The following is a 22,517-nucleotide window of genomic DNA, read 5'->3' on the forward strand; positions in this document are numbered from 1 at the left end:
CTGTGGCGCTTTTTTATATTGAAAAATGGTTAGCGTTAGTTATGAATATATACATAAAAAAGGCAGAAGCCAATTACAAAAATAAGAAAAATAAAGGTCGTTGCATTTCTTATGTCAAATAATGAAAGGGACAGAAAGAATTAATAAGGAGGCTGATTAACTTGTCGTATACATTGAGATTTCCAGGCGTAACAGAAATTGGATGGGGAGTGTTCGAGTCGCTTAAGGAACATGTATTAAAAATGGAAGCGAAGGAGATTTTACTTATTTCAGATGATATTTTGCTTGAACTAGAGAGTGTAAAAGACATCGTGGAAAATATCATGACAGTAGCAAATATCCATGTGTATTCAGATGTGGAAGCAGAACCTACGCTTGAATGTGCTCAAAGATTGGTGAAATATACTAAAGAAAAAAATGTTGATGTTGTAATAGGATTAGGTGGAGGCAGTGTGCTGGATTTAGCTAAGCTTGCAGCCGTGCTTTCCATTCATGATGGGACAGTAAGAGATTATTTAAATCTAACTGGAGATAAAAAAATTATCGCAAGAGGATTGCCAAAAATTCTAGTTCCTACTACTTCTGGGACAGGGAGTGAAGTAACAAACATTTCTGTGCTTGCCCTGCCTGGAACTAAAGATGTGGTAGCGCACGATTATTTAATTGCTGATGTCGCTCTTGTCGACCCTGCATTAACTGTATCTGTGCCCCCTAGGTTAACAGCTGCGACTGGGGTAGATGCTCTTACTCATGCCGTTGAAGCCTTTCTTTCTGTACAAGCTAACTCCGTAACGGATGGGTTAGCACAAAAAGCAATGCAATTGATATCAGGGTCTTTAAAACAGGCGGTAGATAATGGTGAAAACAAGGAGGCAAGGAGGGACTTAAGCGAAGGAAGCTACTTAGCAGGTCTTTCTTTTTTTCACGCCGGGGTTGCTGGTGTCCACGCTCTTGCATACCCTCTTGGAAGTAAATTTCATATTCCGCATGGGGAATCGAATGCAGTACTATTACCATACGTCCTCTCGTACATAAGCAAAAGCTGTCCTGATAAAATGCAGCAAGCAGCAGCTTTGCTTGACCCGAGTTACCATCCAACTAAATTGTATGAAAGAGATGATTACTTAGGCCTCTTTAGGCAGATGATAGAAGACGTCAATTTACCAACTTCATTAAAAGAATACGGGGTAAGAGAAGAAGATCTAGAAGCTCTTACTGCTGATGCATGTAAGCAAACTAGATTGTTAGCCAGAAGTCCGCTCCCGTTAACTAAAGAAGACATTTATCGTATCTATGAAATGGCATTTGAAGGGATTCGTTCATATGAGTATGGTCCCTTAAATAGGAGGGGGAATAAAGGTGTATGTTACAGAGATTGAACCACGGGTGTCTGAAACGGATGGAGCCGGTCATATAAATAATACAACCATTCCTGTGTGGCTTGAAGCGGGCAGACATGAGTTATTCAAATTATTTACTCCAGACCTTTCATTTGAAGATTGGAAAATGGTTATCGTGAAAACAACACTCGAGTATAAAAAGCAAATCTATTTCGGTGAAAAGGTCGAAGTGAAAATGTGGATCAAGCGGATTGGAAACAGTAGTTTAGAGTTGTATGAGGAAATTCATCAAAAGGGCATGCTATGTGCTAAAAATGAAGCAGTCTATGTGAATTTCAACCTCCATACACAACAGACTGAATCTATTCCAGAGAAGATAAAGGCAGAATTAGAAGAACATCTTTGGCCAGAAAGAGAGTAGAAATAATGTTAAAAAGCCGACTAGAAGCAAGAGACTAGTCGGCTTGTTGATTATTTAGATAACTCCTTGAGAAATCATGGCATCTGCGACCTTTTTAAATCCAGCAATGTTTGCACCGAGGACAAGGTTACCAGGTTCCCCATATTCATATGAAGCGTCTAAGCTTGTTTTGTAGATGTTCTTCATGATTTGCTGCAGCTTAGCATCTACCTCATCAAATGTCCAGCTAAGTCTCATACTGTTTTGTGCCATCTCAAGAGCAGATACTGCTACCCCGCCGGCATTTACGGCTTTTGCAGGTCCAAATAAAACCCCATTTGTTTGGAATACATGCACAGCTTCAAGAGTAGATGGCATGTTGGCCCCTTCTCCTACTGCAAGGACACCATTGTTTACAAGTGTTTTTGCATGATATTCATCAATTTCATTTTGTGTTGCACAAGGAAGAGCGATGTTGCAAGGAACCTCCCAAATGGCTGTACAGTCATTGATATACCTTGCTTGTGGGTGGTCTTTCACATATTCGCAGATTCGTTTGTTTTCCACTTCTTTTAAACGTTTAATGGTATCAAGTTTAAGGCCAGCTTCATCATAGATATAACCATTTGAATCACTGCATGCAACAACAGTGCCGCCTAGTTGAATCGCTTTTTCCATTGCATAAATGGAAACATTACCTGACCCAGAAACGACAACAGTATTTCCTTGAAAAGTTAATCCCTTTTCTTTGAGCATTTCTTCAACAAAATAGACGGTTCCATACCCTGTTGCTTCTTTTCTCGCAAGACTTCCACCATAAGAGAAGCCTTTTCCAGTTAGAACACCCGCTTCATATTGACCGCGCATTTTCTTATATTGACCGAACATATAGCCAATTTCACGAGCACTCACTCCAATGTCTCCAGCAGGAACATCAGTGTCTGCTCCGATATGTTTGCCCAGTTCGCTCATGAAACTTTGAGTGAAGCGCATAATTTCAGCATCACTCTTTCCTTTTGGATCAAAGTCAGCTCCGCCCTTTCCACCGCCGATAGGCTGACCCGTTAAGGAATTTTTGAAGATCTGTTCGAAACCAAGAAATTTCACAATGCTTGTATTAACTGATGGATGGAAGCGAATGCCGCCTTTGTAAGGACCTATAGCACTATTAAACTGTACACGAAAACCACGGTTTACTTGGACAGTTCCATGATCATCCACCCAAGGAACTTGGAAACTGATCACACGTTCAGGTTCAACTATGCGTTCTAAAATCCCGTTCTTACTATAAGAGGGGTCCTTTGCAAGCACTGGTACTAACGAGTCAAATACCTCTTTCACGGCTTGATGGAATTCAGACTCATTAGGATTTCTTTCCTTAACGGAACTAAATACTTGATCTACATATAGTCTAGCTTCCTCTGTTTTTGAGTCTAGTACCTTCTCTAATGTCTCCATTTCAATCTCCCCCAATATCGGATAGTGATTTTGAATGTTCTGATTGTTAGATTTTCTGTTATGTAGTATTTTATTATTGACTGATTGATATGAACAATATGAAGTTTAGATAAAATTAATGCCAAATTGAGATCATTTAATAATGGAGGGGATAAATTGGAATTAAGACAAATCAAATATTTTATTGAAGTGGCAAAACGAGAACATATGACAGAGGCTGCAGAAGCCTTGCATGTCGCACAATCGGCAGTCAGCAGACAAATCTCAAATTTAGAAGAAGAATTAGGAGTCAAGCTATTTATTAGAGAAGGAAGAAGGGTAAAAGTAACACCAATTGGACGTCTATTTTTAGAGCGGATGAATCAGGCGATGAACGTGATTGACAATGCTAAATTAGAAGTTGAAGAATATTTAGACCCAGAACAAGGAACAATTCGCATTGCTTTTCCGATTAGCATGGCTGCATATACATTGCCAACGGCTGTGGTAGCATTCAGAAAGCAATATCCGAAGGTGAAATTCAAATTAAAGCAAGCAACATATCTTGAACTAATTAATGGGGTAGTGAATGGAGATTTTAACATGGCTTTGATTGGGCCTGTACCGAGAAATGAACCTAAACTTAAAAGCGAGATCTTATTTACAGAAAAAATTGTCGCTCTAGTTCCTATACACCATCCATTCGCAAACTATAAAAGCTTAATGCTGAGAGAGCTTAAAGAGGAATCCATTATTTTATTACCTGAAGGATATATTTTAAGGGATATTATTGTTAAGGCTTGCGAGAGTCAAGGCTTTACTCCTGAAGTGTCATTTGAAGGTGATGATATTGATGCATTAAAAGGGCTTGCCGCAGCAGGTCTCGGCATTACATTGATTCCCGAAATTACGTTAATGGACCATGTCCCTCCTTCAACAGTAAGAATTCCTGTAGAAGAACCGATGATTCCAAGGACTGTCGGAGTCATTATTCCGGGTGAAAGACCGTTATTGCCAGCTGAGGAGCTGTTTTATCAATTTTTAAAGAAGATTTTTACAAGACTCGACCGCTTTCAAAATTAATTATTATTGTGGGAAAGTAATTAAAGAGTTGGCAATTTGTAGATAGTGAAGTGGACTGAGGACTAATACTGGAGATTATGATGAGGTTCTCATTCGATTATAACGATTTAAGAGCATGTCTAATTGCTGGCTGTATTTAATTGTATCTGGATGATTTAATCCATTTTTAAGACCGCTTTTAATCATCTCGCAGCGAAGCTTTTCAATTCGACCTTCTAATTTTATTAGTAATGCATCATTAAACAACGTATGTAACTCCCATCTATATATAATTAATCCAATTTATAGGTGAAAAGTAACCGTTCTCTATCTTAGATCACTTTTGCTTAGATGTTAAGAGCTTCGACAAAGTTTTTGAATTTTATGAAGGAAGATAGGACTTTTTTGTGAAAAAGTGTATGATAATTTAACATAAAAAGACCGAGTATAAACAAGTGGATGTAGACGTGTCTATACTCGGTCTTTCCAGGAATTATGATAGTGTAGGTTGATCGATTGCATATATAGCTTTTTGCATCGTTTCTATTAAATCCTTTTGATATTGACTATATCGATAAGAGCTAGGGGCAGTGCGCAGGTTGATCGATTCATTTTCATGTTTAAGGTATGTCCAGTTGTGTACTGGAATGGAGAATAGATATTTATTGTGATCAAACTTCATGACGAACATAGAGGTATCCCCAAATTCTTTTAAGGGGTGCTCTAACGTAACTTCTAAACAAGCCGAAAATTCTAGAGTGTTTATACTTTTCACCAAGACCAGTCTCCTTTTCTCAACTGTTAAATTTGATTATGGTTTTAATCTTGATTTTCCAAACAAATCATTAGCTGCATGTCACACGATTTCTTATACTACGCTTATGCATCAAAGGTTTCAAACGGATATAAAAGAATTAAGAATATTAAATGAAGTCATAATTACCAGGTAGTTTTTTAATTTTTTATACTAACATAACGAATAAGGCAAGTATCTAAACATTTTGAAATATAAAGCTCATTAACGATACATACAAGCAATCAGTGAATCTTATACCTTTCAATTAATACCTTTCAATTAATCCAATTTAATTGTTACAAGTCATTTGATACAATAAAGAACAAGAGTTTTATGCAAGTTAAATGAGGTGAGGTATTAATGGAACAATTAAGTCTTTTTGAAGATCCTTCGGAAGAAAATGATCATAAAGACGAGAAGCCGAAACAGAAAGAGAGAGTACCCCGTTCTTCGGCAAAGTTTTTACATGTAGATGAAGATATTATGATGTTATTAAAAGACGGTAAAACGGTTGTGGAAATCTGTAAATGGTTGATTGAGAACCGAGGATTTGATGCATCAACCTATTCACAAGGCACATATAAAATATATCCTGCACTAATGCAGCATTTAAAATTCTTGGAAAAAGAAAAGTACATCCGCTTAGTTGAAGTCGACCGAGGAAATGGAGTGTTCGAACCATATAAGGAAGATATTTCCCGATTGGCAGATGCAAAGTATGAGGTAATCTAAGTAAAAGCGAGCATATGGGATTTCAATTGCTCGCTTTTTTTCATGCTTTGCCTACTCATTGTTTTCGACAATTCATCATGAATATAAAGTTTATATTTATGATAAGATGAGGGGAATAGGGAGGTATGAAGTGGTGAAAAGTTCAGCTAAGATCATCAGTGGGATTAGTATCCTGTTTGCACTCATTTTTGTTTATGAAAGACTCGTTCAAAACAGCAATTTACCCGAACTATTTGGTTCCATGCTATGGTTTGTACCAGTAGTCTTATCAGTGCTTTTCTATATGATCGCAGTAACGATCAATAAAGGCTATAACAAGGCTCTAAAAATAATAGGGATAGCTTATATTATTATGACTGTCATAGGAATAAGCTGGTATTTTGTGATTATTGTTATGATGGTAACCGGTTAATACATAGGTGATAGGATGAGATGAATTAAGACTCCGAAATGGGGGACTTAAATATGGGAACATTAGATGGAAAGATCGCGATAGTAACAGGTGTCAGCCGCTTGAGGGGAATTGGCGCTGCTATTTGTAAGGAACTTGCAGAAACAGGATGTCAGATCTTTTTTACATATTGGACAGACTATGATGAACAAATGTCCTATCAGATCGAAGTAGATGAACCTTTAATGATAAAAGAAAAGCTTCGGCAATCTGGTGTGGAAGTCCAGTGTATGGCACTGGATTTAAGAGATATTCTTGCCCCCGAGAAGCTATTTAAAGAAGTGGTTGAACAACTGGGTGATCCAGATATATTAATTAACAATGCCGCCTATTCAAGTAATAATGGTTATACAACCTTAACTGCTGAAGAATTAGACAAGCATTACTTTGTTAATGTACGAGCAACGATGCTGCTTTCAAATCACTTTGCTCAAGCATTTAGAAAGGGCAGCGGAGGGAGAATTATCAACCTTACCTCTGGTCAATCTCAAGGACCCATGCCGGGTGAGCTAGCGTATGCAACGACCAAAGGAGCTATTGATGCTTTAACGGTCACTCTCGCTCAAGAGGTGGCGCCGCTCGGTATAACGGTCAATGCGGTGAACCCCGGACCGACAAATTCGGGATGGATGACAGAGGAAATCAAGCAAGATTTAGCAGCTAAATTTCCTTTCGGTCGAGTGGGAGAGCCAGAAGATGCAGCAAAGGTTATTAAATTTTTGGTAACTGAAGACGCAGCCTGGATGACTGGACAGGTGATTCATTCAGAAGGCGGATTTATACGTAAGGGAGGGTGACTCATACGAAGTCACCTTTTTATTTTTAAAATTTGCCCTAACTTACTCTATTATAGCAGGAGTATGTAAAAGTATGTCATGTACAACTCGATCATTTTCGTGTTATGAAAGGGAACTCGTAAGGGTGAAGATAAGTTAATTCAGAAGAAGGGCGGGTAAGATGAATACTTTTGAAGGCTATAACACACGAACTATCACATCTCTAATTTTCGGAATGCTAGCCATTATATTTCACCAAATTTTATTTGTATTTATCCTTCCTCTCATCGTTATTAGCTTCGTGTTTGGAATTGTAGGATTTGTAGATATAAAGAAAAACGGTCACTGTGGGGTCCTGTTAGGAATCGTTGGGATTTTATGCAGTTTGGTAGGCTTATGGTTTCTCGTACTAGAGTTTATTGAAATGATAAACTCACTAAAAGAACTTGAGAAGGTACAGAGGGTGCTAGATGGATCTTAAAGGTAGCTTCGGGTACTCGGTATCTTAAAAGAAAATGGAACTCAGTGGAATAGGTACATTATCTACTGAGGGTATTACAGCTTTTATTAAGATGATTCAACAATTTGAAGTAATGGGTTTAACAGTTACTATTATTGGGGTGAAACCAGAACACGCGATTTATTTTAATACGAATGGTTATCAGGTAGAGGCCTCTTTTCAAAGTAATCTTCATAATGTCATCCATCGTTATTTACACCAATAAGGGATTCGTTTATATAAAAATAACCTTACCTCCTAAACGGAAATAAGGTTATTCTTGTATTAGTACGTTTTATCACCATTAAAGATAGAGTTTTTTACAACAACATAATCTACGTGACGAATGGCATCTAATTTAGTACCACCAGCGTAAGAAATCGATGATTGAAGATCTTGCTCCATCTCAATTAATGTATCCTTCAATGAACCTTTGTGCTCGACAATCATCTTTTTCCCTTCAACGTTTTTCTTCTCGCCTTTTTGGAATTCTGAAGCCGATCCAAAATATTCCTTGTATAGCTTTCCATCTTTTTCAATCGTTTCGCCAGGTGATTCTTCATGCCCTGCAAATAATGAACCAATCATCACCATAGACGCGCCGAATCTGATAGATTTGGCAATATCACCATGCGTACGAATACCGCCATCCGCAATAACAGGTTTGCTTGCAGCCTTGGCACACCAGCGAAGTGCAGCTAGCTGCCAGCCTCCTGTACCAAAACCAGTTTTAATCTTCGTGATACATACTTTACCTGGTCCAATTCCAACCTTTGTAGCATCTGCTCCAGCATGCTCAAGCTCTCTTACAGCTTCCGGCGTCCCAACATTACCAGCAATAACAAAGCAATCAGGCAAATGTTTTTTAATATGTTGAATCATTTCAATGACGGCATTTGAGTGGCCGTGTGCAATATCAATTGTAATATAATCAGGCACTAATTGTTCCTCAGCTAATTTAAGCACAAAATCGTATTCTTCAGCTTTTACTCCAACGCTAATAGAAGAGATTAATTCCCTTGATTTCATATCTCTAATAAAAGATACTCGTTTTTCAGGTTCGAAGCGATGCATGATGTAGAAGTAGCCATTTTTCGCTAAGAACGTTGCAATTGTTTCATCAATAATCGTCTGCATATTCGCAGGTACGACTGGCATTTTAAATGTATGTTTACCTAAAGTGATGGTTGTATCACACTCAGATCGGCTATTTACTACACATTTTGCTGGAATCAGTTGAATATCTTCGTAATCAAACACATTTTCCATAATTACACCCCTAAAAACGAATATTTAAATTATATCTAAAAAGAATCGTTCGTACATTTGGTAATTTACATCATTTTCTGATGAATGTCAAAGCTTTTTTCGAGATGAACAGGTAAAGGAGGGAAGGGGTACAATAAAAAAGCGATACAGCATCTCTTCTGTATCGCTTAATCATAGTAAAATTTATTGGCGATCATCTGCATAACTGCCCATTGCTTCACTCATAAATTGGGCTAGACCTTCTCCGAATTGATCAATGTTTTTAGTGAACCGATCGTCTAGAATATACATTTGACCTAACCCTTTAAAGGCATCTAAAGAATAGCTGCCTATTTTATTTAATAAGATAAACCATTTTTTAATAGCTTCCTGTGCTTCTTTTGAGGCTGGGTCCGTTTGACGAATAGCAGCCAGTTCCCGGTAGAGATTATTCATCTCTTCTTGTCGTTCCTGAGTCATACCTTTAGCAGTCTCATCTACTTTTTTATCTCCATAACGTTCTCTTGCTTCCTTTTCATAAGGGTTATGACTGAAGTCAAATCCCTTAAACTTTTCTTCGCTTGTCATATGAATGTCTCCTTTTTTATACTGTATGGTCTTGTCAATCGTTACAATCATTTGGTTAAGTTTATCTCGCTTTTCCAAGAGCATTTTACGTTGCCACACTAATGCTTTTTCCTGATTAAAACGAGGGTCTTCGAGTACTTCTTTAATCTGTTTTAATGAAAATCCAAGTTCTTTATAGAAGAGAATTTGTTGAAGTGTATCTAAGTTACTTTCTGAATAATACCGATAGCCTGCTTCCGATATCGTATCTGGTTTTAACAGGCCGATTTCGTCATAATGATGAAGTGTGCGCACACTAATCCCCACGAGCTCTGCAATTTTTTTTACTTTCACATCCAACCCTCCTTTCAAACCTTACTATAAGCTATCACGTGACGTGAGAGTCAATATTTGAATGAAATTAATTACACCAGTATTTGGTATAATGAAAGATATATAAGAAGGTGAGAGGGTGGATCAGATGAACCGAAAATACCTGAAAGTATATAAAGAAGCACATACCATACAACCTCTTACAAAAGGATTTTCTAGGGATGAAAAATATGTTATTGATCAAACCTATTTACTTAGAATCTTCCCTAAAGAGGAATTAGAGCGGCGAACGATTGAGTTTGAAACGATCTCTAAGCTCACATCATTTTCTAAAAAGGTACCAAGACCAATAGAGTTTGGAGAGTTAATAGATGAGGAGAAGGGATATATGGTTTTATCCTACATGCCAGGTACTGACGGGGAAGAAGCATTAACAAGGTTAAAGGTAAGTGAGCAATATAGGGCGGGAAAAGAAGCAGCAGAAGAATTAAAGAAGCTTCATCAATTGAATGCTCCGTTTGAAATTCCAGAATGGCATACGGCTAAGAAGAAAAAAAGCGATAACTATTTAAAAGAGCTCAACCTCATTAATATAGATGAACATACGAAAAAGCTTTTATCCAGTTATATAAGGGAAAATGAATACCTAATGCAAGGGCGGCCAAACCAGTTTCAGCATGACGACTTTCTCCCTTCTAATCTAGTCTTTCATCATGACCAATTTAGCGGGATTATTGATTTTCAGAGGATGGATTGGGGTGATCCTATTCATGACTTGCAAAAGATAGGTTTCTTTACTAAGCAAGTCAGTCCGGCCTTTGCTAAAGGAAATATTGACGGCTACCTTAGAGACAAAAGGGAGGAAGATAGTTTCTGGCCGCTTTATGGTCTGTATAGTGCGATGCATGTAGTTTCTGCTTTTGTATGGGGGATGAAAATGGGACCTAAGCAGTTTGAATTTTTGTCGGAACGAGCTTTTGAAGTGTTAGACGACCATGACTATTTCCAGAGCAATATTCCGAAGTGGTATAAGTGAGAAAGCATAAGAGGCTGAGACATAAGTATTTTACTTTTGGAAATACAAATATTACAGATGGGGCCTATGTATACCGCTCCTAAAATATACTTCGTTTTCCGTGTGGAGCTAGTGAGCTTCCTTGGGCTTTCGCCCTGTGGGATCTCACATTTGCTCTAGTCCACACAGGAGTCTACGTATATTTCATCCACTAGATTAGCGCTTCAGTCGTATCCTGAGTCAAACACTTTAATTATGTCCATGACTTTACTAATTTAATTTCAAACCAAACACCTCGCCGCCACGGCTTGCGACAACGACATAATTGTTATAAACAGCAGGGGATGCTTCCACATTTGCCCTAAGATTCATTACATCTAGCACTTCTCCTAAACGTGCACTGATCAAATGCATATTGCCGGCTGAATCTGCTTGAAGGATATACGCATCTCCGTTATCTGTATAAACATCAATTGGAGAGGACCATGCATAATTGGTCATCAGAAGACGCCACTCCTCTTCGCCTGTTTCTTTATTTACAGCGACCATTAATCCACCATTTATCGTGTCGTAACGTGCTATCGTGAAAATAACGAGATGATCTATTTCCTCCTTGCCGACTATAGGAGTGGCTAGCATCCCACCGTTCACATCTGGGATGGAGTAAGCTGGATAGCTAAGGCTCCATATAACCTCACCAGTAATGCCGTCTATTTTGCGGAGCAGACAATAACCGAATGATCCTTGGTGGTCCACTTCTGTTCCTGTATAGATGAAAGGGTGGTTTTCTTCTTCATCTATAACAATCGTCGCATCTGTATCATCCGTTGCTTCTAGCGCAAATATCGGAGTAGAATTTTCTAAATCGATTGCTATTACACTCCCACCATTATCTGCAAAATATGCAATGTTTCGATAAACAGCGATCGAATTTTCAATTCCTTGATGTGAGTTATTTGCCACTTTATATCGGGCTTTTTTAATCTCAGGCTTTACAGAAATAGATTTCTGTTCACGGTCGAACGTGGTATTAAGATTTGCATGATAAAATAGGCCGTTTTCTCCGCCAAGCACTAGTTGATCAAGCTCACGGTTAATGAGTGCTGCCCCGTCAAATGCCCCCCATCCTCGATAAGCCCAAGGATCAACTCCAGGAATAAAAAATAGTTCACTTCCATCTATTAGACTAAAAATGCGATATCCTATTGGACTCTCAGGAATTCCTTGACCAACGTACAAGAGGGGGTAGCCGCGCGGATCAATAGAAACAGAGCCTTTAATTGGGCCCCCTACTTTAATTGGAGGTCTTGTTTGAATGCCTGTTTCTAGCTCAGCAAAATAGACAGATCCATCAAGCGATCCGTAAATGACCTCTGTAAATCTTTTTTGATTTTTAAAAGACTTATCAACATTCATAATGGCACGTACCTCGTCATCCCATGTGATGATACTAGGCTGTCCTGTCCAGCCGGCCCCTCCGCCCCACTTGTGATGAGAGCCGGTACGGAAACTCCATGCTTTTTCAATGTGAGAAACGTTTGTAGAGATACGTCCGTAGGCGGGTGCAGTGCGATTGTGGTTTCCTCTAAATGTAAGAACACCAGGGACGTCGGTATACTTCTCAGGAAACAAGGCGGAATCAAATTCAACGTCCGCTTTAGATTCGTATGTAAGAGTTGGTATTTCTTGTTTTTCTATATGTACCGCTTGATAAGCTGGGATAGGGGCTTGAAAGCTCTTTTGCTCTACCTTCATATAGATGTGATCCGCAGCGTATAATTTTTCATCAGCTGAGACTCGGTCACCAGTTATCGTTTTAATTGTACAGCCGTTTGAGAATAACAAAGTTATCATCATTAAGATTACCAGGTGCCATTTCAATTTTTTCACTTCCCTTAACAGGTGCACTTTTTCAATATATTGTAAGGGGTTTCCGGTGAAAAAGGTGACGGAAATTGTAGGTGAATGATAAAGAAGTTTCGGGGGGAAGTGACATAGGACGGAGTTTATAATAAGAAGATTCACGTAAAAGAGGTACAGTGAAATGAGGAGAATGCTTCGAAGTTTAATGATTAATATTAAAATTATTCCTCACAAAAATAAATTTCCCAACAACTATTGAAAATTCATAACATTTCAGCTATATTGAAAGCACTTACATATAAGGTCATCAGATGACCTTATGATTATTTTATGGTATAAAGGGGAGGGGCAGGAATGAGTTTAGGAATTTTATCGTTATTCGCATTAATACCAATACTGACGGTTTTTTTGTTTCTTGTTATTTTTAGGTGGCCGGCTAAGCATGCTATGCCAATAGCTTTTGTGGTTACCGTAGTTATGGCGTTATTTGTTTGGGAAGTGCCGGCTGCACAAATTGCAGCAGCCAGTACAAAAGGTGTGGTGACGGCACTTGAGGTGCTATTTATCGTCTTTGGTGCCGTACTCATGCTGAATACACTAAAAGAAAGTGGAGCGATCCAAACAATTCGTCAAGGGTTTATTGATATCTCTCCAGACCGGCGAGTGCAGGCTATTATTATTTGCTGGCTGTTTGGATCCTTTATTGAAGGCGCTTCCGGCTGGGGGACACCGGCTGCCGTACTAGCACCTTTATTGGTTGCAATTGGCTTTCCTGCAATGGCAGCCGTCATGGTAGCCTTGATTATTCAATCCACTCCGGTATCTTACGGGGCTGTTGGAACACCAATCTTAATAGGTGTGCAGTCTGGGTTAACCGGCTCTGATAATGTGGTTCAGGCTTCAGCAAGTCTTGGTATGAGTTTTGAAGAGTATATTCGAATGATTGGCGGTCAAGTAGCTATATTTCATGGGATTGTAGGGCTGTTTATTCCATTAATTATGGTCACGATGCTGACGTTATTCTTTGGGCCTAAAAAGTCGTTGAAGGCAGGTATGGAAGTATGGAAATTTGCTCTATTTGCAGGTCTTGCTTTTACCATTCCATATGCACTAGTTGCTAATTTCCTTGGACCTGAATTTCCATCATTGTTCGGTGGTTTAATTGGTCTTGCGATTGTTGTACCAGCTGCAAAAAAGGGTTGGTGTATACCTAAAACTAAATGGGATTTTGAACATTCATCTAAATGGGATCCAGAATGGACAGGAACACTGTCAGCTACAACTATATCAAAAACGACCATTAGTCCGTTAAAGGCATGGCTGCCGTATATTTTAATGGGAGTGTTACTCGTCATTACGCGATTAAATGTCCTTCCGTTTGGCGATTGGCTGAAGCTTGCCAAAATTCATATTGAATCTGTATTTGGAACACAGATTGCTATTGAGAGTACGCCGTTTTTCTTGCCAGGTTTTATTATGGTACTGATGTCCCTATTAGGCTATATCTTATACAGCATGAATCAGACAACGTATGGAACGGCAGTGAAAAATTCAACAAAAATGATTATTGGAGCAGCACCGGCCTTGCTGTTTGCTGTGCCAATGGTGCAAGTATTTATTAATTCAGGAGTTAACACAACTGGGTATACGAGTATGCCGCTAGTATTAGCTGAGGGTGTCTCAGTATTAATGGGACAAAATTGGCCGCTTGTTGCACCAGCCATTGGGGCATTAGGGGCATTTGTGGCAGGTAGTAATACGATTAGTAATATGATGTTTGCGATGTTTCAGTTCGGTACAGCTGAAAATGTTGGCATTAATCCGGCAACAATTGTCGCTCTACAAGCCGTTGGCGGAGCGGCAGGAAATATGATTTGTGTTCATAATGTAGTTGCAGCATCAGCTACAGCAGGTCTTGTCGGGAGAGAAGGAACGCTTATACGAAAAATGTTAATACCTACCTTCTATTATGTCTTCTTTGCAGGCGCTGTTGGGTATATAGCTATAAATGGTATTGGCTTAAATATCGGAACATTCATGGCAGCAGTCGTTGTTATTGCGATCGTATCCATCATTATAAAAGAGAATCGTAAGGAAAAGATAACAGAAGATCACAGGCAGCAAAAGTTCGGAGGTTGATTTAAATGAAAGTTTCATTATTTATTACCTGTTTGGCCGATGTATTTTATCCAGGAGTGGGGAAAGACACGGTTGAAGTATTAGAGAGATTAGGATGCGAAGTGGATTTTCCAGAAAAGCAGACTTGTTGCGGGCAGCCGGCATTTAACAGCGGCTATCATAAAGATACAAAGAAAGTGGCTAAGCATATGATTGAGACATTTGCTCATTCTGATTATGTAGTGATGCCCTCAGGTTCTTGTGCATCGATGATTCATGAATACCATGATTTATTAAAAGATGAGCCAAAATGGCAGGTGCGAGCAGAGGATTTGGCGAAAAAAACTTACGAGTTTACGCAATTTCTTGTTCATGTGCTTAAAGTTGAAAAGGTGAATGCCAGCTTACATGCGAATGCAACCTATCATACATCTTGTCACATGACACGATTACTAGGGGAGAAAGAAGCTCCTTTTAAACTCCTTGATCAAGTAGAAGGCTTGAACCTGCAGACCTTGCCTAATCGCGAGGCATGCTGCGGATTTGGGGGAACATTTGCAGTGAAGATGTCACCAATTTCTGAACAAATGGTCGATGAAAAGGTTCGTCATATTGAAGAAACGAAAGCGGAGCTATTAATTGGGGCAGATTGCGGGTGCTTGATGAATATTGGCGGACGGATAGAGCGCAATGGAAAGCCAGTCAAAGTGATGCATATTGCACAAGTATTAAACAGCCAAGAATCTGTGAAGAAAGGGTGAATAGTTCATGGCAGTAAAAATAGGCGACCCCAATTTTAATACACGAGTAGAAAAAGGGTTAAAAAATACATTTATGCGACAAGCTGTTACATCCGCTCAAGAACGGCTGAAAATGGCCAAGTCGAAAGCAGAAGATGAGCTCGGAAATTGGCAGGAGTGGCGCAATATAGCTGAAGAGATTCGCACGCATACATTGGAAAATATTGATTACTACTTGCATCAGCTAAGTGAAAACGTAAGCAATAACGGCGGGCATGTTTTCTTTGCGGAAACAGCAGAAGAAGCAAATGCTTACATTAAAGAAGTTGCTCAAAAGAAAAACGCAAAGAAAGTCATTAAATCTAAATCGATGGTGACAGAAGAAATTAGTATGAATGAAGCGCTTGAAAGTGTTGGGTGTGAAGTGATTGAATCTGATCTTGGAGAATATATTCTCCAAATTGATGATCATGACCCACCGTCTCATATCGTCGCCCCGGCTCTCCATAAAAACAGAGAACAAATACGTGAAACCTTTGAAGAGAAGAAAGGATACACGAACACGTCTAAACCAGAAGAGCTGACGTTATTTGCAAGAGAGCAGCTGCGTAAAGAGTTCTTAGAAGCTGACATTGGGGTAACTGGCTGTAACTTTGCAGTTGCAGAGTCAGGAAGTATTTCACTAGTGACAAATGAAGGAAACGCAAGGCTTGCTACAACTCTTCCTAAAACACAGATCACAGTGATGGGGATGGAACGTGTCGTACCTACTTGGGAAGAGCTTGATATTTTAGTCAGCATGCTTTGCAGGAGTGCGGTTGGTCAAAAGCTGACAAGTTATATTACAGGGCTGACCGGTGCAAAAGCAGAAGGAGACCTAGATGGACCGGAAGAATTCCATCTAGTAATTGTGGATAACGGACGTTCAAATATTTTAGGAACAGAATTTCAATCAGCTCTTAATTGTATTCGTTGCGCAGCTTGTATTAATGTTTGTCCGGTGTACCGTCATGTAGGAGGCCATTCGTATGGCTCGATTTATCCAGGCCCGATTGGTGCAGTGCTGACGCCATTATTAGAGGGCTATGATGACCATAAAGAGCTGCCATATGCTTCTAGTTTATGTGCAGCCTGTACGGATGCTTGCCCAGTAAAGATTCCTCTTCATGAACTGCTCGTTAAGCATAGAAGAAATATTGCTGAAGAGAAACGTACGACCCTTTCTGAAACGTTGGCTATGAAGGGATTTGGAATGGTTGCAAGCTCGCCATCCCTCTTTAATATGAGTACAAGAACGGCTCCAATGATGCTCTCACCATTTACGAAGGATGGAAAAGTCTCAAATGGTCTAGGCCCGTTAAAATCATGGACTGATATTCGTGATTTTCCTGAAAGTAAAAAAGAGAGATTCAGAGATTGGTTTAAAAAACGTGAAGGTCAAAAGGGAGGGACACACCATGATTCAACATCGCGAAACATTTCTCAATAACGTAGCCAAGAAGCTCGGACGTGCGAGAAAGACAACAGGAGTTACCCGCCCGGATTATCGTCATAAGCCTCAGTTAGAGGTGATGAATGATTTCACTCAAGATGAGCTTGTTTCTGTCCTTAAAACACAATGTCTTGCTATTCATACAGATGTCAAGGAAACGAAGCTAGAAGCTCTTGTAAGTGCTATTGACGAAGTACTTGATGAGTACCAAGCCGAGTCTGTGATCACATGGGCAGATTCAAGATTTGAGGAATACGGCCTTAAATCTTTTCAGGAAAGAGATACAGTGGATGTATGGGAGGCAGATGAAAACAGCAAATCTGTTGAAATAGCGGAACGTGCTGATGTCGGAATAACATTTGCGGATTACACCTTAGCTGAATCGGGTACCGTTGTATTGTTAAGTGATAAAGGTAAAGGGCGCTCTGTTAGTTTGCTGCCGACTTATTATATCGCAATTATACCTAAGAGCACTCTTGTTCCTCGTATGACACAGGCAACTAGTGCAATCCATGAAATGGCTAAGAAGAGTGGAAGCCGCATTCCTTCTTGCATCAATTTCATTTCAGGACCTAGTAATAGTGCAGATATTGAGATGAATTTAGTCGTCGGTGTACATGGGCCTGTTCGTGCCTGCTATATCATTGTAGACGATATGTAAGGATAAGCCAGCCATGATTTAATGGCTGGCTTATGTTGATGGAAGAGGTCTATGCTATAATAAGAGCAATTGAATTGAACGAGGTGCAAGAAATGGCATTTAAACATGTACAAACAAAAAAGGTATCTGAAGTGATTAGAGAGCAGCTCGAGGAAATGATCCGGACGGGCGAGGTGCAGCCAGGTGAGAAGCTTGATTCTGTTGAAAAGCTGGCGAAAGAATTTAATGTGAGCCGTTCGGCTGTTAGAGAAGCACTTAGTGCCCTAAGAGCTGTTGGGTTAATTACGATTCGTCAAGGAGAAGGAACCTTTGTTAATAAATATGATTTTTCTAATATGATTGCACCAGTAGCGGAAAGAAGAATTATTTCTAAACCAGAAATGCTGGAATTGTTTCAAGTGAGAAAAATAATTGAAGTCGGGGCGGCAAGCTTAGCAGCTGAGAATCGAAAAGATAAAGATGTTGAAGCAATGAGAGAGGCTTTAAAAGAGATGGAAGCCGCTTCAGGAGATGAAGATCTGGGGGAGAGGGCCGATGTGAAATTCCATCTAGCTTTAGCTAACGCCACTGGAAACAATATTTTGAAAGATATGATGCAGCAGCTTTCAGATACTTTAGGGAGGACAATGTTTGAGAGCAGAAGAATTGCATTATTTTCGGATCAGCAAACATTTGACCGCCTTCAAGTGGAGCATGAGAAGATTTTAGAGGCGATAGAAAAGAAAGATTCAAATGGAGCTAACCAAGCGATGCTTGAACATTTAATAAATGTAGAGAATACATTAACAGCCTATCATGATAAATAAGAAAGTACGCAGCACTCATCCTTAGATTAGTGCTGCTTTTCTAGTTTAATGATGGTTTTTAAAGTAATATAAGAAGTAAGGTCATCAAAATGGGAGGCTGAACGATGTTATCAAAATCTCAAAAATCCCTTGTTAAAATGAAATGGGAGAATGTTCTGTTTGCGCATTGGGCATATGATCCACGTATTATACAAGAAAAGCTGCCTAAGGGGATGAAAGTTGATACTTACAAAGGGAAAGCTTATATTGGAGTGGTTTCTTTTCTGATGAATGAGATTCACCCTACAATCTTCCCTGAAAAAGTTAGTTTCTCTATGCCGGAAATTAATGTCCGTACTTATGTAGAGGTAGATGGGAAAAAGGGAGTTCTTTTTTTGAGCTTATATACAGATAGTAAAATAAGTGTGCTTGGAGCAAATGCTTTTTTTGATATGCCCTATTTTCACTCGGATATTACAATGAAAAGAGAAGGCGATCTTACTTATTTTGAAAGTATAAGAAAGGCAAATCAAGCGGTATTTAAAGGAGAGTATTCCTCCAAAAGCGACGTTTTCGCTGCGCGTGAAGAATCTCTAGAATATTGGCTGACTGAGCGTTATCGGTTATATTCAACAGCAAAAAATGGAGACATTCAATACGGTGATATTAAACATGAACAATGGCCCCTGCAGCAAGCAGGAGTCAACATTAAAGAGAATTCCTTGATCTTGGCCGCCGGGCTGCTTTCTCAAAAAGGAGAACCTCATCTGCTTTATAGTCCAGGTGTGACAGTTGATATTGGGATGATTCAAAAATATTAAAGAATCGCAGACATTTGCTCTGCGGTTCTTTTTATTCTTAAAGAAAATTACTTATCACCTGCCAGCTCGAATATCAGTTATAATATGGAAAGTGAATAAATAAGCAGGTGGTTGTGTTTGAAAACAAAATTAACTATATTTCTTAGTATTCTCGTAATCTATAATGGAATCAGGTATTTGGTTTATATTATGGATGGGTCTACTCATACATACGATTATGTAATGTTTAGCATTAATGTTCTAGCATTAGTTTTAGTGATTTATTCAATCTTAAAAGATAGATCTTTAAACAATAGAAAGAAGAGAAAAAACAGCTGAGGTGATTCAAAGTGGATGAATTTGCAGGGGCTGCGTTATTTATTATGTTCCCGCTCCTTCTTTTCTTGGCAATCATCCTAACTTTAAGATGGCTTGTCGGAGAAAAATGGAATGAAAAAGAAAGAAAACAAAAACGATTAAAAGAACAGTTGGATCGAATTGAGAAGAAGATTGATCAACTTCTAAAATAAAGAGAAATTTAGAAGAGAGGCATTCAAGTAGGGGGAGTGGGATGACAAAGAAAAAAGGGATCCATTACAGCTGGATTGTACTGTTTGTTACATTTATTGCCCTGTTATTTGTTCAAGGAATACGACTATCGTTTGGCGCCTTTATTGAGCCTTGGGAAGAGAGTTTTGAAGCCAGCCGTGCCCAAATTACGTCCGTGTCCCTTGTAAGCTATCTCGTGTTTGCAGTCTTGCAGCCATTTATCGGGAGGCTTATTGACCGAATTGGAGTAAAGATGGTTGTTATTTGGAGTATAGTCGTGGTTGGAGCAGCAATGATCCTAACGGCTTTTGCGACAAAGCCTTGGCAGATTGTTCTATTGTACGGAGTCATGGCCTCCATCGGATTTGGAGGGATGTCTAATGTAGTTGGGACGCTTGTTGTTGCGAAATGGTTTACGGTGAAAAAAGGATTTGCGATGGGAATCATGTCAGCAGGTACGGCAACAGGACAGTTTAGTGTCGTTCCTTTGTCTATTCTCATGATCGAAGCGATAGGTTGGAAGTTGACGGTTATGATTTTAGGAATGATTATTCTCATTGTTCTCCTTCCAATCATCTTACTCTTATTTAAAGCCTCACCTAAAGAGAAGGGAATTGAACCATATGGTGGAGCACTTCCTGAGAATGTCCCTGTATCTTCTGGGGGGAACAGTTTAACATCAAAACCAAAAGGTTCGTTCTTTTTACAGAGGCCATTTCTATTTTTATTTTTCTCTTTTTTTATTTGCGGCTTTACAACAGTAGGTTTAATAGATACCCATCTTGTACCGTTTGCTCAGTATTGCGGGTTTACAGCTGCCACAGCAGGTGCAGCTGTTAGTACATTGGCTCTCTTCAATTTTTCAGGAACAATTGTCTCTGGTTATCTATCTGATAAATGGGACAGCAGGTGGATGCTTGGAGGGCTTTATGGGCTGCGAGGGTTAACAATTATTATTTTGCTCGTCATCGTTCATGAGCAACGTTTTTTCACCTTTTTCTTAGGGCAAACGGAACTTCTGTTTATATTTGCTATTTCATTTGGCATCGTTGATTTTGCCACCGTAGCTCCTACGATGAAATTGGCTTCAGAATATGCCGGTAAGACGATTATTGGACTTATGATCGGTCTGTTATTTTTTGGCCATCAAATAGGAGCAGCTCTGGGTTCTTTTATTCCAGGGGTATTATTTGATCAAACAGGGAGCTATGATATCACGTTTGTGACAGCGATCATTCTTTGTCTTGCTGCTTCCATTATGTGCTTTATGCTTCCGCGTCCAAAACAAGTGTAGGGGGTTGGAATAGATGAATAAAAACATCAAAGTAGGACTACTGCTTATAACGCTCACATTCTTTGTTGGAATCCTTCTAGCAGGTTCACTTTCTTACTTTAATAGTAAAGAAATTCAGGCAGCTACGGAACAATGCTTCACACACGGCGGCACGCCCTTAGTTGAAATTGATACATTTGTGCTTGGTTATTCATTTTCATGTGAGACATAAATTGAAAGAGACGCCCTGTCAGGTGCGTCTCTTTTTGTCTATTATTCTACTTTTATCGTAATTTGATCAACAGCATTATACCCATAGCCTTTCCGGTTCCAAAAAGGGGATTCAGGTTGTGTGCGCTTATTCGAATCAGTTGCACGGCTCATAATTGTATACTCTTTCTTAGCTGTAAAGGGATAAGTGAGAGACCATTGAGACAGGCTGAACTCCTGACCGTTATCTACAGAAGCAGGCATCCAGCTCTCTCCTCCGTCCACACTGACTTCCACTTTCTTGATTACCCCATCCCCTGTCCAGGCGATCCCTTTGATCGTATGTTTCCCGGTATCTACTATGTCTCTGTCTAAAGGATATTGAATCGTTGAATTAACATTGATGGTTGTGACTGGAAAAGCGTCTTCATCATTGTCTAGATTTGGATAATACATATAATCGATTGTCTGGAAAGGTCCTGCAAAAGATGCTGATATGACCGTTATTTGTTTTACCCATTTTACAGAAGCCATTGCATACCAGCCAGGTACAATTAAGCGGATAGGATAGCCGTGTTTAAAAGGAAGAGGCTGATCATTGTATGAATAAGCGATTAATGTATCAGGATGCAGCGCCTTCTTTAATGGCAGGCTTCGCATGTATGCATACACATTATCTAAATCTGAACGATATCCATCATCATAACCCTCGATGACTACTTCTTGTGAATTTGAATCTATGTTTGCTTTTTCTAATAAAGTTTTAAGCGCGACACCTTTAAAGCGACCAACACTCATCGCTCCTTTTTCCCACTGTTCTCCAAATACTTTAGGCCTGAATAAGCTTCTCTTATTTCCTGCGCATTCCATAACGACTTCCACTGTTTTTGAGGGAAGGGCGAGCAGCTCTTCAATGGAGAAGGCAATAGGTTTTTTTACAGAGCCATTTACGGAAATCCAGAAGTTAGCATAGTTAAAGGGTGGGTAAGAAAAATGGTTACGTTTATAAAAAAGGGAGGCTGGCGTCTGTTTATTGGAAAGAAAATGTATGGGTGATTCTTGATTTTCAGGGTACAGCTTTTTCGTTGTTAGTGATGGTTTGGCGATGGGGTCGTTCTCATTTGTCATATATTTATCCCCTCCTCATAAGTGCTATGTACATCATATGGATGAAGGTCTTTAAATATTCGTATAACCTGTCTATAAAAGTAGGTCATTTTACTAAAAGGAGCTTACATAAGTTGATTATTCATGCCTGTGGATGCATATTCATTCAGTACGAAAGTACCCTTTTTTTGAAATTAAGAAGCATACATTTCGAATTTCGGAAGATTCTGCTATATTTGAAACCATAAATCTATAATTGTATG

General features: G+C 39.3%; 25 protein-coding genes. 18 read left to right on the forward strand and 7 right to left on the reverse strand.

What is annotated here, in order from left to right:
- The first annotated feature begins 161 nt into the window (after positions 1–161).
- Both A33I_RS01135 and A33I_RS01140 read left to right on the forward strand, forming a co-directional pair.
- Positions 162–1,379: an iron-containing alcohol dehydrogenase gene (locus tag A33I_RS01135; protein ID WP_022626642.1), complete on the forward strand. Its 1,218-nt coding sequence runs from the start codon at positions 162–164 to the stop codon at positions 1,377–1,379.
- Positions 1,360–1,761 (forward strand): acyl-CoA thioesterase, encoded by a 402-nt coding sequence (locus A33I_RS01140; protein ID WP_022626643.1) that lies wholly within the window; start codon positions 1,360–1,362, stop codon positions 1,759–1,761. The genes A33I_RS01135 and A33I_RS01140 overlap by 20 nt, the downstream gene beginning before the upstream one ends.
- A gap of 54 nt (positions 1,762–1,815) precedes the next feature.
- Here the strand turns inward: A33I_RS01140 and gdhA are convergent, their stop codons facing one another.
- Positions 1,816–3,198, reverse strand: coding sequence for an NADP-specific glutamate dehydrogenase (gdhA, locus tag A33I_RS01145; protein WP_022626644.1), 1,383 nt, complete (start codon positions 3,196–3,198; stop codon positions 1,816–1,818).
- 156 nt (positions 3,199–3,354) lie between these two features.
- Between gdhA and gltC the strand changes: the two genes are divergently transcribed.
- Positions 3,355–4,260, forward strand: coding sequence for a glutamate biosynthesis transcriptional regulator GltC (gene gltC, locus A33I_RS01150; RefSeq protein WP_022626645.1), 906 nt, complete (start codon positions 3,355–3,357; stop codon positions 4,258–4,260).
- 75 nt (positions 4,261–4,335) lie between these two features.
- Here the strand turns inward: gltC and A33I_RS01155 are convergent, their stop codons facing one another.
- A complete protein-coding gene (locus tag A33I_RS01155; protein ID WP_022626646.1) occupies positions 4,336–4,506 on the reverse strand; it encodes an aspartyl-phosphate phosphatase Spo0E family protein in 171 nt (56 codons plus the stop codon).
- A gap of 226 nt (positions 4,507–4,732) precedes the next feature.
- The gene (locus A33I_RS01160) at positions 4,733–5,014 is read right to left on the reverse strand and encodes a hypothetical protein (RefSeq protein ID WP_022626647.1); all 282 of its coding nucleotides are present in this window, start codon (positions 5,012–5,014) and stop codon (positions 4,733–4,735) included.
- Between the two features lie 381 nt (positions 5,015–5,395).
- Here A33I_RS01160 and A33I_RS01165 point away from each other — a divergent pair, with 381 nt between their 5' ends.
- From A33I_RS01165 to A33I_RS01185, 5 genes are all read left to right on the forward strand, one after another.
- Entirely contained in the window at positions 5,396–5,767 is a 372-nt protein-coding gene (locus A33I_RS01165) for a hypothetical protein (protein WP_022626648.1), read from the forward strand.
- Positions 5,768–5,897: 130 nt separating this feature from the next.
- Complete coding sequence (locus A33I_RS01170; RefSeq protein ID WP_022626649.1) at positions 5,898–6,179, forward strand: hypothetical protein; 282 nt, start codon at positions 5,898–5,900, stop codon at positions 6,177–6,179.
- 53 nt (positions 6,180–6,232) lie between these two features.
- Positions 6,233–7,015, forward strand: a complete 783-nt coding sequence (locus A33I_RS01175) for an SDR family oxidoreductase (protein ID WP_022626650.1) — start codon at positions 6,233–6,235, stop codon at positions 7,013–7,015.
- Between the two features lie 160 nt (positions 7,016–7,175).
- Positions 7,176–7,475: a hypothetical protein gene (locus A33I_RS01180; protein ID WP_022626651.1), complete on the forward strand. Its 300-nt coding sequence runs from the start codon at positions 7,176–7,178 to the stop codon at positions 7,473–7,475.
- Between the two features lie 34 nt (positions 7,476–7,509).
- A complete protein-coding gene (locus A33I_RS01185; protein WP_022626652.1) occupies positions 7,510–7,719 on the forward strand; it encodes an STAS domain-containing protein in 210 nt (69 codons plus the stop codon).
- Between the two features lie 59 nt (positions 7,720–7,778).
- Here the strand turns inward: A33I_RS01185 and guaC are convergent, their stop codons facing one another.
- Both guaC and A33I_RS01195 read right to left on the reverse strand, forming a co-directional pair.
- On the reverse strand, positions 7,779–8,762 hold the full coding sequence (gene guaC, locus A33I_RS01190; protein ID WP_022626653.1) for a GMP reductase: 984 nt from the start codon (positions 8,760–8,762) through the stop codon (positions 7,779–7,781).
- A gap of 183 nt (positions 8,763–8,945) precedes the next feature.
- Positions 8,946–9,668, reverse strand: coding sequence for a MerR family transcriptional regulator (locus A33I_RS01195; protein ID WP_031311296.1), 723 nt, complete (start codon positions 9,666–9,668; stop codon positions 8,946–8,948).
- A 121-nt stretch (positions 9,669–9,789) separates the two neighbouring features.
- Here A33I_RS01195 and A33I_RS01200 point away from each other — a divergent pair, with 121 nt between their 5' ends.
- Complete coding sequence (locus A33I_RS01200; protein WP_031311298.1) at positions 9,790–10,677, forward strand: aminoglycoside phosphotransferase family protein; 888 nt, start codon at positions 9,790–9,792, stop codon at positions 10,675–10,677.
- A 249-nt stretch (positions 10,678–10,926) separates the two neighbouring features.
- On the opposite strand, the gene A33I_RS01205 is transcribed toward A33I_RS01200, so the two are convergent.
- Entirely contained in the window at positions 10,927–12,537 is a 1,611-nt protein-coding gene (locus tag A33I_RS01205) for a PQQ-binding-like beta-propeller repeat protein (RefSeq protein WP_022626656.1), read from the reverse strand.
- Between the two features lie 336 nt (positions 12,538–12,873).
- Here A33I_RS01205 and A33I_RS01210 point away from each other — a divergent pair, with 336 nt between their 5' ends.
- The 9 genes from A33I_RS01210 to A33I_RS01255 all read left to right on the forward strand — a co-directional run bounded on the left by A33I_RS01210 (position 12,874) and on the right by A33I_RS01255 (position 21,169).
- Positions 12,874–14,658 (forward strand): L-lactate permease, encoded by a 1,785-nt coding sequence (locus tag A33I_RS01210; protein ID WP_022626657.1) that lies wholly within the window; start codon positions 12,874–12,876, stop codon positions 14,656–14,658.
- Positions 14,659–14,663: 5 nt separating this feature from the next.
- A complete protein-coding gene (locus tag A33I_RS01215) occupies positions 14,664–15,398 on the forward strand; it encodes a (Fe-S)-binding protein (RefSeq protein WP_022626658.1) in 735 nt (244 codons plus the stop codon).
- Between the two features lie 7 nt (positions 15,399–15,405).
- On the forward strand, positions 15,406–16,866 hold the full coding sequence (locus A33I_RS01220) for a LutB/LldF family L-lactate oxidation iron-sulfur protein (RefSeq protein WP_022626659.1): 1,461 nt from the start codon (positions 15,406–15,408) through the stop codon (positions 16,864–16,866).
- A complete protein-coding gene (locus A33I_RS01225; RefSeq protein ID WP_022626660.1) occupies positions 16,835–17,530 on the forward strand; it encodes a LutC/YkgG family protein in 696 nt (231 codons plus the stop codon). The genes A33I_RS01220 and A33I_RS01225 overlap by 32 nt, the downstream gene beginning before the upstream one ends.
- A 92-nt stretch (positions 17,531–17,622) precedes the next feature.
- Entirely contained in the window at positions 17,623–18,336 is a 714-nt protein-coding gene (locus tag A33I_RS01230) for a FadR/GntR family transcriptional regulator (protein WP_031311300.1), read from the forward strand.
- A gap of 104 nt (positions 18,337–18,440) precedes the next feature.
- Positions 18,441–19,136: a YqjF family protein gene (locus A33I_RS01235; RefSeq protein ID WP_022626662.1), complete on the forward strand. Its 696-nt coding sequence runs from the start codon at positions 18,441–18,443 to the stop codon at positions 19,134–19,136.
- 329 nt (positions 19,137–19,465) lie between these two features.
- Positions 19,466–19,645 carry a hypothetical protein gene (locus A33I_RS01245; RefSeq protein ID WP_022626664.1) on the forward strand — a complete coding sequence of 60 codons (180 nt, stop codon included), beginning with the start codon at positions 19,466–19,468 and terminating at the stop codon, positions 19,643–19,645.
- Between the two features lie 41 nt (positions 19,646–19,686).
- Positions 19,687–20,958 carry an MFS transporter gene (locus tag A33I_RS01250; RefSeq protein WP_022626665.1) on the forward strand — a complete coding sequence of 424 codons (1,272 nt, stop codon included), beginning with the start codon at positions 19,687–19,689 and terminating at the stop codon, positions 20,956–20,958.
- A 13-nt stretch (positions 20,959–20,971) separates the two neighbouring features.
- Positions 20,972–21,169, forward strand: a complete 198-nt coding sequence (locus A33I_RS01255; protein WP_022626666.1) for a hypothetical protein — start codon at positions 20,972–20,974, stop codon at positions 21,167–21,169.
- 41 nt (positions 21,170–21,210) lie between these two features.
- Here A33I_RS01255 and A33I_RS01260 read toward each other — a convergent pair whose 3' ends face one another.
- Positions 21,211–22,275 carry a sulfite oxidase gene (locus A33I_RS01260; RefSeq protein WP_022626667.1) on the reverse strand — a complete coding sequence of 355 codons (1,065 nt, stop codon included), beginning with the start codon at positions 22,273–22,275 and terminating at the stop codon, positions 21,211–21,213.
- Positions 22,276–22,517: the final 242 nt, after the last annotated feature.

This window comes from Alkalihalophilus marmarensis DSM 21297, assembly GCF_000474275.2.
Taxonomy (GTDB): Bacteria; Bacillota; Bacilli; order Bacillales; family Bacillaceae_D; genus Alkalihalophilus; species Alkalihalophilus marmarensis.